The organism is Burkholderia sp. AU18528 (genome assembly GCF_002223215.2).
In the GTDB taxonomy this organism is placed as follows: Bacteria; Pseudomonadota; Gammaproteobacteria; order Burkholderiales; family Burkholderiaceae; genus Burkholderia; species Burkholderia semiarida.
Window position 1 is genome coordinate 208129 of record NZ_NKFC02000009.1, and the last position, 13763, is coordinate 221891.

The 13763-nt window shown below is 68.8% G+C and carries 13 protein-coding genes; 6 read left to right on the forward strand and 7 right to left on the reverse strand.

Annotated elements, in window-relative coordinates; translation table 11 throughout:
* The 4 genes from CFB52_RS31580 to CFB52_RS31595 all read left to right on the forward strand — a co-directional run bounded on the left by CFB52_RS31580 (window position 1) and on the right by CFB52_RS31595 (window position 5176).
* Window positions 1-789 (forward strand): peptidylprolyl isomerase, encoded by a 789-nt coding sequence (locus CFB52_RS31580; RefSeq protein WP_059574910.1) that lies wholly within the window; start codon window positions 1-3, stop codon window positions 787-789.
* Between the two features lie 15 nt (window positions 790-804).
* Entirely contained in the window at window positions 805-2073 is a 1269-nt protein-coding gene (locus CFB52_RS31585; RefSeq protein ID WP_059574912.1) for a nitrate/nitrite transporter, read from the forward strand.
* 133 nt (window positions 2074-2206) lie between these two features.
* Window positions 2207-3943 carry a site-specific integrase gene (locus tag CFB52_RS31590; protein ID WP_099318396.1) on the forward strand — a complete coding sequence of 579 codons (1737 nt, stop codon included), beginning with the start codon at window positions 2207-2209 and terminating at the stop codon, window positions 3941-3943.
* A 312-nt stretch (window positions 3944-4255) separates the two neighbouring features.
* Window positions 4256-5176: a hypothetical protein gene (locus CFB52_RS31595; protein WP_099318397.1), complete on the forward strand. Its 921-nt coding sequence runs from the start codon at window positions 4256-4258 to the stop codon at window positions 5174-5176.
* Between the two features lie 30 nt (window positions 5177-5206).
* On the opposite strand, the gene CFB52_RS34875 is transcribed toward CFB52_RS31595, so the two are convergent.
* Both CFB52_RS34875 and CFB52_RS34880 read right to left on the reverse strand, forming a co-directional pair.
* Window positions 5207-5377, reverse strand: a complete 171-nt coding sequence (locus tag CFB52_RS34875) for a hypothetical protein (RefSeq protein WP_180278289.1) — start codon at window positions 5375-5377, stop codon at window positions 5207-5209.
* A gap of 29 nt (window positions 5378-5406) precedes the next feature.
* Window positions 5407-5571, reverse strand: a complete 165-nt coding sequence (locus tag CFB52_RS34880) for a hypothetical protein (RefSeq protein WP_180278294.1) — start codon at window positions 5569-5571, stop codon at window positions 5407-5409.
* Between the two features lie 436 nt (window positions 5572-6007).
* Here CFB52_RS34880 and CFB52_RS31605 point away from each other — a divergent pair, with 436 nt between their 5' ends.
* Entirely contained in the window at window positions 6008-7432 is a 1425-nt protein-coding gene (locus CFB52_RS31605; protein WP_099318398.1) for a PLP-dependent aminotransferase family protein, read from the forward strand.
* 150 nt (window positions 7433-7582) lie between these two features.
* Here the strand turns inward: CFB52_RS31605 and moaD are convergent, their stop codons facing one another.
* The 5 genes from moaD to fdhD form a co-directional block, all read right to left on the reverse strand.
* Entirely contained in the window at window positions 7583-7840 is a 258-nt protein-coding gene (gene moaD / locus CFB52_RS31610; RefSeq protein WP_099318399.1) for a molybdopterin converting factor subunit 1, read from the reverse strand.
* A 52-nt stretch (window positions 7841-7892) separates the two neighbouring features.
* A complete protein-coding gene (locus CFB52_RS31615; protein WP_099318400.1) occupies window positions 7893-8465 on the reverse strand; it encodes a molybdenum cofactor biosynthesis protein MoaE in 573 nt (190 codons plus the stop codon).
* Window positions 8466-8512: 47 nt separating this feature from the next.
* The gene (moaA, locus tag CFB52_RS31620) at window positions 8513-9637 is read right to left on the reverse strand and encodes a GTP 3',8-cyclase MoaA (RefSeq protein WP_099318401.1); all 1125 of its coding nucleotides are present in this window, start codon (window positions 9635-9637) and stop codon (window positions 8513-8515) included.
* 217 nt (window positions 9638-9854) lie between these two features.
* Complete coding sequence (locus CFB52_RS31625; protein ID WP_099318402.1) at window positions 9855-11069, reverse strand: molybdopterin molybdotransferase MoeA; 1215 nt, start codon at window positions 11067-11069, stop codon at window positions 9855-9857.
* Window positions 11066-11938 (reverse strand): formate dehydrogenase accessory sulfurtransferase FdhD, encoded by an 873-nt coding sequence (fdhD, locus tag CFB52_RS31630; RefSeq protein ID WP_099318403.1) that lies wholly within the window; start codon window positions 11936-11938, stop codon window positions 11066-11068. Before fdhD ends, CFB52_RS31625 begins: the two co-directional genes overlap by 4 nt.
* Before the next feature lie 424 nt (window positions 11939-12362).
* On the opposite strand from fdhD, the gene CFB52_RS31635 reads away from it, so the two are divergent.
* Window positions 12363-13763 carry a cytochrome ubiquinol oxidase subunit I gene (locus CFB52_RS31635; RefSeq protein WP_059574934.1) on the forward strand — a complete coding sequence of 467 codons (1401 nt, stop codon included), beginning with the start codon at window positions 12363-12365 and terminating at the stop codon, window positions 13761-13763.

Consider the following 13763-nt stretch of genomic DNA (forward strand, 5'->3'; position numbering starts at 1 on the left):
ATGAACGACGTTCTCTCCGAAGTCGTCACGGCGCCGCTCACGGTCAACGGCGTAGCGATCGGCAACGACGCGATCGCGGCCGAAGCCGCGCATCACGGCGATGCGCCCGATCCGCTCGATGCGGCGCGGCGCGCGCTCGCGGTGCGCGAATTGCTGCGGCAGCGCGCGGTGTCGCTCGCGCTGCTCGACGAAAGCGCGGCGCTCGACGACGCGGCGGTCGACGCATTGCTCGGACGCGAACTCACACACGTGCCCGACCCCGACCGCGAGGCGTGCGAGCGCTATTACGCGCGGCATCCGGCGCGCTTTCGCCGCAACGACATCGTCTATGCGAGCCACGTGCTGTTCGCGATGACGGACCGCGTGCCGCTCGCGCCGCTGCGGCAGCGCGCGGAACGGGCGCTCGCCGGCATCGTGGCCGCGCCCGATACGTTCGAGACGGTCGCGCGCGCATCGTCGAACTGTCCGTCGGCCGAAGTCGGCGGTAGCCTCGGGCAACTGCTGCGCGGCGACACGGTGCCGGAATTCGAGGCCGCGCTGTTCGACACCGACAGCATCGGCGTGCTGCCGAAGCTCGTCAACACGCGCTTCGGCTTCCACATCGTGCGCATCGAGCGCCGCGTGCCGGGCGATGCGGTGCCGTTCGACGAAGCAGCCGATCAGATCGCCGCGCACCTGGCCGCGCGCGTACGGCAGCAGGCGATGCGGCAGTACGTGGCGATTCTCGCGGGCGGCGCACGGGTCGAAGGCGTGACCTTCGACGGTGCGAACGGGCCGCTGGTCCAATGAAAACGAGGTTGACGTATGGCAACTCAACAAGGTAACGCCGGGCCGGTCGTGAGCGCGCCGGCCGTCCCGCTGCGCGCGTGGTCGGTGCTGGCCGCGAGCACGCTCGCATTCATGGTGTGTTTCGTCGTGTGGATGATGTTCGGCGTGCTCGGCGTGCAACTGCGCGCCGATCTCGGCCTGAACAGCACCGAGTTCGGGATGCTCACGTCGACGCCGGTGCTGACCGGCGCGCTGATGCGTTTGCCGCTCGGCACCTGGACTGACCGCTTCGGCGGTCGCATCGTGATGACGGTGCTGCTCGTCGTGTGCGCGGTGCCCGTCTATGTCGTCAGCTACGCGACGCAGCTGTGGCAGTTCCTGCTGATCGGGCTGTTCCTCGGCTGCGTCGGTGCGTCGTTCGCGGTCGGCACGCCGTATGTCGCGCGCTTTTTCCCGCCGCAGCGGCGCGGGCTTGCGATGGGCGTGTTCGGCGCGGGGACGTGCGGCGCGGCGGTCAACCTGTTCGTCACGCCGGTGCTGCTCGACGCGTACGGCTGGCGCGTCGTGCCGCGCATCTACGCGGTCGCGCTGCTCGTCACGGCGCTGATCTTCTGGTTCGCGTCGGCGCCCGATCCGGGCGCGGGCAAGCGCGGCGGATCGATGCTCGATTCGTTCAAGGTGCTGCGCGACCCGCGCGTGTGGCGGCTCTGCCAGTACTATTCGATCACGTTCGGCGGCTTCACCGCGCTGTCGCTGTGGATCCCGCAGTACCTGAAGAGCGAATACGGGATGTCGCTGGTGATGGCGTCCGCGTTTGCGGCCGGCTTTTCGCTGCCGGGCTCCGTGCTGCGCGCGCTCGGCGGCGCGCTGTCCGATCGCTTCGGCGCGCATGCGGTCACGTGGTGGGGGCTGTGGGTCGCGTGGATCGCGCTGTTCCTGCTGTCGTATCCGGCGACCGATTTCGTGATCCACACGATCGACGGCACCGCGACGCTGAACGTCGCGATGCCGGTGGCCGGCTTCGTCGCGCTGACCTTCGTGCTCGGTGCGGTGTTCGCGCTCGGGATGGCCTCGACGTTCAAGTACGTCGCCGACGATTTCGCGGACAATATGGGCGTCGTCACCGGCATCGTCGGGCTCGCGGGCGGGCTCGGCGGTTTCCTGCTGCCGATCCTGTTCGGCATGTTGCTCGACCTGCTGCGCGTGCGCACGACCTGCTTCATGTTTTTGTACGGAATCGTGTGGGTGTCGCTGATTCTCATCTACCTGTCCGAAGTGCGCCGCACGCCTGTCGTCACGGGTTGAGGTCGGTTCGAACGGTCCGATGCGCTCGCGTGATGCCCGGAGGAGGGTTCGGGGTCGCGCACGCGCATCGTTGCGTTCTGGAGGTTCGCGCGCGACGTACCCGGCCGCCCGCGCTTCTGTCAAACTGGCGCCCATGAAACCGCGCCTCACTGCACAGCTTTCCCCCGATTCCACGCCTGCGCCCGCAGGCTTTCCCGATGCCGACGAACTGGCCGCACTGCGCGCGTGGTACGCGGGCATGGCCGTGCGCCAGGCCGTCGAGCGCTATCTGCCCGACCGGCTCGGCGACAGGCGCTCGGCGCGCGGCGTGATCGGCGCGATTCGCCGCCGCCTCGTGCGCGTCGCGCGGCAGGTCGGCCGCCCCGATCTCGCGGAACGGCTCGGCCATCCGGACGGTGAGCGTTTGCGGCAGGCGAAAGCGGCCACCGACGCGATCGGCCAGTTGCGTCATGCGCGCGCACCGGTGCCGCAGATGGGCGACGACGTCGGCCTGTGGCTGCCGGCACGCGCGGTCGTTGCGTTGCGTGCGCACGGCATCGCGACGCTCGCCGACCTGACGGTGCGGATTCCGCGCCGGCGCCAGTGGTGGCGCACGATCGCGGGACTCGGCATGGCCGGCGCGCGGCGCATCGAGGCGTTCTTCGCCGCGCATCCGGACCTGACCGAACGGGCGCGCGCGCTGATCGCCGCGACGCCGCGCGGCAGCATCGTGCCGTGGGAACACCTGAAGCTGCCGCACGAAGTCGACGGCTCGGCCGGCACGTTCCGCGCGCCGCGCGCGACCTGCACGCTCGACGCGGACAACGATTACGCGGCCGTGCACGCGTGGCTGTCGCTGCACGAATCGGCCGCGACGCGGCGCGCGTACCGCAAGGAGGCCGAGCGGCTGATCCTGTGGGCGATCGTCGAGCGCGGCCGGGCGCTGTCGTCGCTGACGACCGAGGACGCGCTCGCCTATCGCGCGTTCATCCGCCGCCCGACGCCGCACGAACGCTGGGTCGGGCCCGTGCGGCCGCGCGGCGCGCCCGACTGGCGGCCGTTCTCGGGTGCGTTGTCCGCGCGGTCGGCGGCGTACACGCTGTCGGTGCTCGGCGCGCTGTTCCGCTGGCTGATCGAGCAGCGCTACCTGCTCGCGAATCCGTTCGCGGGCGTGAAGGTGCGCGACACGCGCGGCGTGACCGCACTCGATACGTCGCACGCATTCACCGAAGGCGAGTGGCTGCTGGTCCGCACGATCGCCGACGGGCTCGAATTCGGCAAGCGCACGGCCGACGGTGCGCCGCGGTCGGGCTGGACGCCGGCCGCCGCGCAACGGCTGCGCTTCATTCTCGATTTCGGCTATGCGACCGGGCTGCGCGCGAGCGAACTGGTCGGCGCGACGCTCGGCGACATCGAGACGGACGCGCACGGCGACGCATGGCTGAAGGTCGTCGGCAAGGGCAGCAAGGCCGCCCGCGTCGCGCTGCCGCCGCTCGCGCGCACGGCGCTCGATCGCTATCTGGTCGCGCGCCGGTTGCCGGTCACGCCGGCGCGCTGGCGGCCCGATACGCCGCTGATTCCGAGCCTCGCCGAAGACGACGCGGCCGCGATCACGAGCGTGCGGCTGTGGAAGGTGATGCAGCGCTTCTTCGCGCAGACGGCCGATGCCGTCGAAGCCGACAACCCGGCGCTCGCGCACAAGCTGCGCCAGGCGAGCCCGCACTGGATGCGGCATACGCATGCGACGCACGCGCTGGCGCGCGGCGCGGAGCTGACGACGGTGCGCGACAACCTGCGGCACGCGTCGATCTCGACGACGTCGATCTATCTGCATGGCGACGACGTGAAGCGGGCACGGCAGATGTCGAGCGCATTCGGCATCGACAAATGAGCGGAACGGCACGGCATCGACGCAGGTCAGACGAATTTTCGATTCCGGAGATCGCGATGGCATCGAGCCAGGGTACGTCGATTTCATCGTCGAGCAGATCGCGGCGGCCGGTACGGTGTCGGCGCGCAAGATGTTCGGCGATCGCCGGGACGATCGCGCATGGCTGGCGACGCCGATCCGGATCACCGCCGCGCGCTTGCCGCTGCCGGTGAAGCGCGGCCGATGACGAACGCGCCGCATGCCGCACCGCATAGCGGGCAGGCGTATTCTGTGACACATGCGCGCGACCGTCGTGCGCCAGGGAGTACCAACATGGAGACATCCGGAGTTTCGCGCGGTATGCGGCTGGCGCGCCGCGCCTGGCGCGCGCTCGTCGTGACCGTGTGCGTGGGCTGGAGCGCGCTGTCGTTCGGCGCGGAGGGCGCGAACGGCGCGGCCGCGCTGCTCGAGCGCTATCGCAGCCTCGGCGCGCAACTGAAGGACAACGCGTTTCACCGGCCGGTGGTGCTCGAATCGTCGGAAGCGTCGTCTTCGCTGAAGGGCGACATCTATGCGGTCGTCGATTATCCGTTCGCGGTGGTGAACGGCCAGCTCAACGATCCCGCGCAAGGCCCCGCGAACTGGTGCGCGGTGCTGATCCTGCACCTGAACACGAAGTACTGCCGTGCGTCGAGCGGCGGCAACGGCCCGGTGCTCGACGTGAACCTCGGGCGCAAGGTCGAGCAAAAGCTGTCGGATACCTATCGCGTGCAGTTCCGCTATCGTGTGGCGGCCGCGACGCCCGATTATTTCCAGGTCGACCTGACCGCCGACAGCGGCCCGATGGGCACGAAGGATTACCGGATTGCGCTCGAAGCCGTGCCGGTCGGCGCGTCGCGCACGTTCCTGCACCTCACGTATTCGTATGGTTTCGGCACGGTCGGCCGGATGGCGATGAAGACCTACCTCGCGACGGTCGGCAGCGACAAGGTCGGGTTCACGCCCGCCAGCGGCGCGTCGGTCGCGCAGCCGCAGTACATCGGCGGCGTGCGCGGGCTGCTGGAGCGCAACACGATGCGCTACTACCTCGCGATCGACACCTACCTCGCGACGCTCGACAAGCCGCTCGACCAGCGCCTCGCGCGCTGGTTCGACGCGACCGAGCAGTATCCGCAGCAACTGCATGAAGTGGAGCGCGGCGCGTATCTGCAGATGAAAGCGCAGGAGGTGCAGCGGCAGCAGACGGCGCGATGACGCCGCCTGCCGGCTGCCGCTCGGCGTCGATCAGTTCGACGCGCCGCCGACCGTGCGAATGCTGCGCCACTGCCCCTGTTCGACACGGAACAGCGTGTACGGCGGCTTGACCAGGTCGCCGCGCTCGTCGAACGAGATCTTGCCGTGCGCAACCGATTCGACGAATACGAGCGACAGCACCTGCCTGCGCTGTCGCGCCATCACACCCAGCGGTAAATCCGACAACCGGTTCAGCAGCGCCAGTGTTGCGTCCCGATATCGCGCTGGCGGACCGGATTCGTCGCGCGGGCACCGGCCGCCGTACGGGGCGCATCGTCGTCGAGCGCGAACGTGGACACGGACACGGACACGCTGACGAGCAGGTCGACCGCACGCGCGACTTCCGAAAACACCACCGAATGGCGCCCGCCTATCGGCAACGGCGCCCCGGCGCGCGCCGTGCCGGTGAAGCGTGGGCGGGCATCCCGGGCCGATCCGGCCGCGCGGTGCTGGCCAACCGGCCGTCCGGCCATTTCATAAGACGTACAGTTCCCCCGCAATGCGCGATTCGCGCCGAACTGTACTCTTGTTCGCGCGCTCGATGTGTGTACTCGCCGCCAACTGTTCTTCTCTTAAGATTCGATCATCAAGTGCACAGTGCTGCAGATCCAGCCGTATCGGAACCCTGCCGGCGCATCTTCAAGAGAGAGCCAGTGCGATGGAAAAGGCAAAACCGGAGGGAAAGATCAGGAATCACGGCGGCCCGGTCGGCGGGCGAAACATCTGCAACACGTGCGTATGGGACGCACACGGCGAAGCGGTGCGATGGCGCGTGCCGGCAGGAGGGGCACGATGAAACTCTATGAAAAACTCGCGGACGATATCGAGCGCCTGATCCGCCAGGGCGTGTACCGGCACGGCGACCGGATTCCGTCGGTGCGCCAGGCGAGCCAGCAACACCGGATCAGCATCACGACCGTGCTGCATGCGTATCTGCTGCTGGAAAGCCGCGGGCTGCTCGAAAGCCGTCCGCAGTCCGGCTATTTCGTGAACCTGCGGCGCGACGACGGCCATGCGCCGGTGCGCGAGCTGCGGCCGTCGAAGCCGATCGCGATCTCGTCGTCGGTCGACGTGAGCCGGCTCGTGCTGTCGACGCTGCGCTCGATCGGCACGGACGATGCGGTGCCGCTCGGCTCGCCGTATCCGGACCCGAGCCTGTTTCCGTTCGAGAAGCTGAACCGCTATGCGTATGCGGCCGGCCGCGACAAGTCGCTGTGGGGCGTGACCGACGGGCTGCCGCCGGGCCACCCGCGGCTGATCCGGCAGATCGCCCGCCGCTACCTGGAAAACGGGATGTCGGTGGACCCGAACGAGATCATCGTGACGGTCGGCGCGACGGAGGCGATCAACCTGTGCCTGCAGGCGGTGGCGAAGCCGGGGGACACGATCGCGGTGGAGTCGCCGACGTTCTACGCGATGCTGCACGCGATCGAGCGGATGGGGATGAAGGCGATCGAGGTGGCGACGCATCCGGAATACGGGATCGACATCGCGGCGCTGGCCGCGATCGCGAAGTCGCAGCCGATCGCCGCGTGCATGGTGATGCCGAATTTCCAGAACCCGCTCGGCTTTCAGATGCCGGACGAGCGCAAGCGCGAACTGGTTGAGTTCGCAACGAAGGCTGGCATGCCGATCATCGAGAACGGCGTGTACAACGAACTGTATTTCGGCGACACGCATCCGAGTTCGTTGAAATCCTACGACCGGACCGGGATTGTGCTGCATTGCTCGTCGTTCTCGAAGAGCCTGACAGCGGCGTACCGGATCGGCTGGGCGCTGCCGGGCCGTTACCGAGATCAGGTCGAGAAGCTGAAGTTCCTGAATACGCTGGCGACGCCGTCGTTGCCGCAACTGGCGATCGCGGAGTTTCTCGAACGTGACGGCTACGAGCATCACCTGCGGCGGATCCGGAAGGCGTATGCGCAGCAGGCGAACCTGATGCGCGCGATGGTGTCACGGTTCTTTCCGGAGGGCACGCGCATTTCGAGCCCGGCGGGCGGGTACGTGCTGTGGGTCGAGCTGCCCGCGCAGGTCGATGCGATGCGGCTGTACCAGCTCGCGCTGGAGCAGGGGATCACGATCGGCCCCGGCTACATGTTCTCGATCACGGACAACTACCGGAACTTCATCCGGTTGAACTACAGCAGCCCGTGGTCGCCGGAGATCGAGCAGGCGGTGATCACGGTCGGGAAGCTGGCCGCGGCATGCATGCGGTGAACGGACGCGCGTGGTACGCCGCGCTTCGATGACACAGCCGGCCTTGTGCCGGTTTTGTTGTTCCCGGCGGGCGCCGACGACCGCGGTCGTGGTCGGGGCGTCGATCGAGGCGAAGCGGCTGCATCGAAGCGCATAGCCCCGCGCGTCCCGTCATCCCCCCGTCACCGGCGGAAAGAACGCAACCTCGCTATCCTCCCGCACGACGAATTCCCCCGTCACCATTTCGAGGTTCACGGCCGCGCGTACGGGGCGGTCCATCCGCAGTGCTTCGGCGCTGCGCGCGTCACGCGCGGCCAGCGTGCCGCGCAGCGCGTCGACGGTGAGTTCGCGGGCATCGATCTCGACGGATTCCTCGTCGATTGCCAGTTGTTCGCGAATGCTTGCGAAGTATTTGATCTTCAGTTTCATCGGGATGTCTCGAGCAGGAGCGGCGGAATCGGAAAACACGAAGCGAACGCAGTCAGCCCCAGCGCCGCATCGCCTGGTCGTCACGCGCCTTCGCCTCGACCCAGCCGGATTCGCCGTCGTGCCGGATCTCCTTCTTCCAGAACGGCGCATGGGTCTTCAGGAAATCCATCAGGAATTCGCACGCATCGAACGCGGACGCGCGATGCGCGGCGGCCACCACGACCAGCACGACCGGCTGGCCGAGCGGAATGCGGCCGACGCGGTGCACGATCCTGACCGCTTCGAGCCGCCAGCGCGCGGTCGCTTCCTCGACGATGCTCCACAGCGCCTGTTCGGTCATCGTCGGATAGTGCTCGACTTCCAGTGCGACGACGTCGTCCACATCGCCTTCCTTGCGCACGACCCCGAGAAAATTCACGACCGCGCCGACATTCGGATTACGAACGATCGGCGCGAGTTCCGCGCCCGCGTCGATCGGCGCATGCTGCACGCGCACCTCGAAGCCGGCGGCAATCGCGGGCGCCGCTTCGGGGTAGGGTTCGGTCGCGTCGACGGGCGGCGCGGAGCTGCCGGCGCGCAGCGGATCGTCCGGCAGCCCGGCGCGGGATTCGGTGAAGGTGGTCATGACAGGTTCTCCAGTGGGCGGCGCATCCTGTATCGGGCGGCGGCCCGTCAGCCGCCGACGAGCGACATGCGCACGGTCGGATAGGTCTTGCCCGGCGCGCGGGCCGGCCGTGCGGCCCGGCGCTCGGAATAGCGGTCGTCGCGCCGCGTCCAGCGTGCGCGCACGGCGGCCGCGAGGGCGTCGATCGACGCCGCGCCGTCGAGCCACGGGCGCAAGTCGGTGCCCTGCGTCGCGAACAGGCACGTATAGAGCTGGCCGTCAGCCGACACGCGGGCGCGCGAGCAGGTGCCGCAAAACGGATGCGACACGCTCGCGATGAAGCCGACTTCGCCGGCGCCGTCGATGTGCGCGCAACGGATCGCGGTGGCGTCGTGCCCCGGTTCGCCGACGAGCACGAGTGGATAGTGCTCGTCGATCAGCTCGCGCATCCGCGCGGCCGGCACCACCTTGTCGCCGGACCAGAAGCTGGCGCCGCCGACGTCCATGTATTCGATGAAACGCACGGCCACGCCCGTATGCCGGAAGTGCCGCACGAGCGGCACGATCTGGTCGTCGTTCACGCCGCGCTCGATCACCGCGTTGACCTTGACCGGCGCGAGCCCGGCCGCCTGCGCGGCCTCGATGCCGGCCAGCACGCGCGCGACGGGCACGTCGGCGTCGCTCATCCTGCGAAACACCGTGTCGTCGAGCGCATCGAGGCTCACGGTCACGCGCGTCAGCCCCGCGTCGCGCAACGTGCGTGCCTTCGCGGCGAGCAGCGAGCCGTTGGTCGTCAGTGCGATTTCGACGGGCTTGCCGTCGACGGTCGTCAGCGCGGCAAGCCGTTCGATCAGCGCTTCGAGGTGGCGGCGCAGCAGCGGCTCGCCGCCCGTGATGCGGATCTTCTCGACGCCGAGCGACGTGAAGGCGCGCGCGATCTTTTCCAGTTGCGCGAACGACAATCGCTCGGACGACGGCATGAACGCGTAGTCGGCGCCGAAGCTCTCGCGCGGCATGCAGTAGCCGCAGCGGAAATTGCACTGGTCGATGACGGACAGGCGCAGGTCGCGCAGCGGGCGGCCGAGCGTGTCGAACGGGCGGGGAGAAGCGCCGGGTGACGCGCCGCCGGATAAAGCGGCGGCGGCCGGCGCGGCGGAAACGATGGCATTCACGATCGGGTCGTCGGCCTGCATGAAGTAAGCGGAGGGGCGTCGCCGTCCGGCCGTGCGGGTGCCGACGTGTCGGCGCACAGCTCGTGACGAGCCTCATCGTGAGCATAGTCCGCCGGGTTTCGTCGGCAGAGACACAATCGCGCCTGAATGGCAGGAATACAGTTCGCCGCGCGGGAGGTGCGGCACGCACGGCGAATCGGGCGAAGGCGCCGCATGGGGCGGGTATTCGGCGTCGCGCTCATGCGAGCCAGCGCGCGAATTCGTAATACGGTACCGCCTCGCCGCGCGCGATGGTGCGTCCGGCCGGCAGCCGCGCGAGCCCGCTCGCCAGCACCAGCGACTGCAGCGTGCCGGCGCCTTGCTGGCGCAACGTATCGAGCACGGGCGCGCCATCGGCGCCGACGGCACGGCACACGCGCACGAACCGATCGCGCTGCGCATCCGGCTCGAAGCCGGTGTCGATCGGCAGCGACGGCACGGCCGGCAGGCACGTGTCGCGCCCTTGCAGGCGGCGGATCAGCGGCGCGACGAACAGCGCGAACGCCGTCATCGCGGCGCCCGGATTGCCGGGCAGCAGCACCACGGGCCGCGCATCGAGGCGTGCGAGCGCGACCGGCTTGCCGGGTTTCATGCGGACGCCGGCGACGAGGAGCGACGCGCCGAGCGCGGCCAGCGCGGGGCGCAGCAGGTCCTTGTCGCCGACCGACGCGCCGCCGACGCAGATCACGAGGTCGCACTGCGCGTGCAGGTCGCGCAACGCCCGATCGACGGCGGCCGCCGTATCGGCCGCGTGCACGCTCATCGCGACGTCGGCGCCGGTTCCCGCCACCAGCGCGGCGAGCATCGGCGCGTTGCTGTTGTAGATTTGCTGCGGCGCGCGCGGCTGGCCGCACGCGATCAACTCGTCGCCGGTCGTCAGGATACCGACGCGCAGCGCCGCACGCACGTCGATGCGCGCGAACCCTTGCGCGGCGGCCACGCCAACGTGCATCGCGCCCATCCGCACGCCGGCCGGCACGAGCCGATCGCCGGCGCGCACTTCCTCGCCCCGGCGGCGGATGTGCGACCCGCTGCGTTGGGGCGCGTCGAACGTGACGCCGCCCGCTTGTTCGCGCGCATGCTCCTGCATCACGACGGTGTCGGCGCCGGGCGGAATCAGGCTGCCGGTGAAGAGGCGTGCGGCCGTGCGCGGCGCGAGCGGCGCGGGCGTGTCGCCGGCATAGCAGCACTGTGCGACGCGCAGCGGCTCGCCGTGCGCGAGGTCGACGTGCCGCACGGCATAGCCGTCCATCGCGCTCTGGTCGGCCGGCGGCTGGTCGAGCACCGCGGTCAGCGGCGCGGCCAGCACGTGGCCGGCTGCCTGCGCGATCGGCACGGACCGGGTGCTGTCGAGCGGCGCGAACGCGCCGGCGAATTGCTGCTGCGCGGTATCGAAATCGAGCAGGTGTTTCATGACGAATGGGCCGGGTGCGCCGGTGCGGGCGCCGTTGAGTGGAAGGGCGCGACAGCGGGCGACACGTATTCGACGAAGCCGTCGTTGCGGCAAAAGCCGAGCAGCCGCACGCCGGCTTCGCGGGCGACGTCGATCGCGAGCGACGTCGGCGCCGAGATCGTCGCGACCATCGGGATGCCGACCCGCGCGGCCTTGCGCACCAGTTCGTAGCTTGCGCGGCTTGACAGGAACACGAAGCCCGCGCTCCAGTCGGCGCGGCGGCGCGCGAGCTGCCCGATCAGCTTGTCGAGCGCGTTGTGGCGACCGACGTCCTCGAACACGTCGAGCACGGCGCCGTCGCGGTCGCACCACGCGGCCGCGTGGATGCCGCCCGTCTCGCGCATCAGCGTCTGCCGGGCCGGCAATGCACGAGCGGCGCGTGCGATCGCGTCGGCGCCGATGCCCGCGGCCGCGCCGGCGGCGGCGATGCGCGGCGGCTGCAGGTCGAGTTGCGCGATGCTTTCGATGCCGCACACGCCGCAGCCCGTGCGGCCGGCCAGCGCGCGGCGGTGCGCCTTCAGCGCCATGAACGCCTGCTGCGACACGGTCAGCCGCACTTCGGCGCTGCCGGGCCGGCATTCGCTTTCGATATCGAAGACGTCCGACGCGCGCTCGACGATGCCTTCGCTCAGTGCGAAGCCGAGGCCGAACGCGTCGAGGTCGATCGGCGTCGCCATCATGACCGTGTGCGAGATGCCGTTGAACACGAGTGCAACCGGCGTCTCGTCGACGACGCGATCGACGGTGTCGCGCGCGTCGCCGGCACGATGGCGCGTCACCCGACACGCGGTACTGCCGGTCGGATCGTCGCGGCGGATGCAGGACTCCATGCAGGTTTCTCCAGGCGGGGCGGCCGGCGGGCCGGCCGGGCTCGGCGCATGCGCCGAACGACGGGAATCGATGCCGCCGGGCGGGGCGCCGAAGGGCGCGCGACCGCCGCGGGCTGGCGTTGCATCACATGTTAAGTGGAGCGAACAGCGCACCGCAGGCACAGCGCCGCAACGGGGAAAGCAGTACAGCTGAGCGTCCCGCCGGCACGGAAAGTGTTTTCCGTGCACACATCTTTGGCGGAGCGGGCATCACAGTTTCAGCGCACGTCCGAATGATTGCGAGTATCGTTGCAAACGCGATATCGTCATTCACGCTTCGATGCCGTGCGAGCGACCGGTTGCGTTCGCATGTGTCGCCGCCAAGCCGTCGCGCGATTTCCTGCTTCGAGCGTACGTCCTCACAAACCACGAGCAAATTACGGTCATGGAAATCTTCGATGCGTTCCATCTCGCCCGATTGCAATTCGCATTCACGGTGTCGTTCCACATCGTGTTCCCCGCGATCAGCATCGGCATGGCGAGCTTTCTGGCAGTGCTGGAATGGCGCTATCTCGTCACCGGCGACGCCGCCTACAAATCCATGTTTCAGTTCTGGTCGAAGATCTTCGCGATCGGCTTCGGGATGGGCGTGGTCTCCGGCGTCGTGATGGCGTACGAGTTCGGCACCAACTGGTCCGGGTTCTCGCGCGTCGCGGGCAACATCACGGGGCCGCTGCTCACGTACGAAGTGCTGACGGCGTTCTTCCTCGAAGCCGGCTTCCTCGGCGTGATGCTGTTCGGCTGGCAGCGCGTCAGCCCGCGCGCGCACTTCTTCGCGACGCTGATGGTCGCGGTCGGCACGCTGATCTCGACGTTCTGGATTCTCGCGTCGAACAGCTTCATGCAGACGCCGCAAGGCTACAAGATCGAAAACGGCCTCGTCGTGCCGGTCGACTGGTTCAAGGTGATCTTCAACCCGTCGTTTCCGTACCGTCTCGCGCACATGACGATCGCGGCGTTCATCGTCGCGGGCTTCATCGTCGCCGCGTGCGGCGCGTGGCACCTGCTGAAGGGCCGCCGCGACGAGCCGGTGAAGCGCAGCTTCTCGATGGCGCTGTGGATGCTGCTGGTGCTCGCGCCGATCCAGATCTTCGTCGGCGACGCGCACGGGCTGAACACGCGCGAATACCAGCCGGCGAAGATCGCGGCGATCGAGGGGCTGTGGGAAACCGAGAAGGGCGGCACCGCGCTGAACCTCGTCGGGCTGCCCGACATGCAGGCCGAAACCACGCGCTATGCGATCCAGGTGCCGCACCTCGGCAGCCTGATCCTCACGCACAGCTGGGACGGCGAGATCCGCGGGCTGAAGGAATTCGCGCCGCAGGATCGCCCGTATTCTCCGATCATCTTCTGGACGTTCCGGATCATGGCCGGCCTGGGGATGCTGATGCTGCTGACCGCGCTGCTCGGGCTGCTGCTGAGAAAGGGCGGGCGCCTGTACGAGACGCGCTGGTTCCAGTGGCTCGTCGTGTGCATGGGGCCGTCGGGCATCGTCGCGCTGCTGGCCGGCTGGATCACGACCGAGGTCGGGCGCCAGCCGTGGACCGTGTACGGCGTGCTGCGCACCATCGATTCGGTCGCGCCGCTCACCGCGCAGCAGGTCGGCGTATCGCTGCTGATTTTCGTGGTCGTGTACTTCCTGGTATTCGGAACGGGTATCTACTACATGATGAAACTGATGAAGCGCGGGCCGGCCGCCCAGGCCGGGTACATCGAGCTGCACCGGCATCCGGGGCTGCGCAAGAGCGCGCTGTCCACGCCGCTGAACGTCACCGAGGCGGAGTAA

Excerpts from the sequence above, each read along its gene's own strand:
- CFB52_RS31580 (WP_059574910.1), top strand. The coding sequence starts at position 1 with ATGAACGACGTTCTCTCCGAAGTCGTCACGGCGCCGCTCACGGTCAAC.
- CFB52_RS31585 (WP_059574912.1), top strand. The coding sequence starts at position 805 with ATGGCAACTCAACAAGGTAACGCCGGGCCGGTCGTGAGCGCGCCGGCC.
- CFB52_RS31590 (WP_099318396.1), top strand. The coding sequence starts at position 2,207 with ATGAAACCGCGCCTCACTGCACAGCTTTCCCCCGATTCCACGCCTGCG.
- CFB52_RS31595 (WP_099318397.1), top strand. The coding sequence starts at position 4,256 with ATGGAGACATCCGGAGTTTCGCGCGGTATGCGGCTGGCGCGCCGCGCC.
- CFB52_RS34875 (WP_180278289.1), bottom strand. The coding sequence starts at position 5,377 with ATGGCGCGACAGCGCAGGCAGGTGCTGTCGCTCGTATTCGTCGAATCG.
- CFB52_RS31605 (WP_099318398.1), top strand. The coding sequence starts at position 6,008 with ATGAAACTCTATGAAAAACTCGCGGACGATATCGAGCGCCTGATCCGC.
- moaD (WP_099318399.1), bottom strand. The coding sequence starts at position 7,840 with ATGAAACTGAAGATCAAATACTTCGCAAGCATTCGCGAACAACTGGCA.
- CFB52_RS31615 (WP_099318400.1), bottom strand. The coding sequence starts at position 8,465 with ATGACCACCTTCACCGAATCCCGCGCCGGGCTGCCGGACGATCCGCTG.
- moaA (WP_099318401.1), bottom strand. The coding sequence starts at position 9,637 with ATGCAGGCCGACGACCCGATCGTGAATGCCATCGTTTCCGCCGCGCCG.
- CFB52_RS31625 (WP_099318402.1), bottom strand. The coding sequence starts at position 11,069 with ATGAAACACCTGCTCGATTTCGATACCGCGCAGCAGCAATTCGCCGGC.
- fdhD (WP_099318403.1), bottom strand. The coding sequence starts at position 11,938 with ATGGAGTCCTGCATCCGCCGCGACGATCCGACCGGCAGTACCGCGTGT.
- CFB52_RS31635 (WP_059574934.1), top strand. The coding sequence starts at position 12,363 with ATGGAAATCTTCGATGCGTTCCATCTCGCCCGATTGCAATTCGCATTC.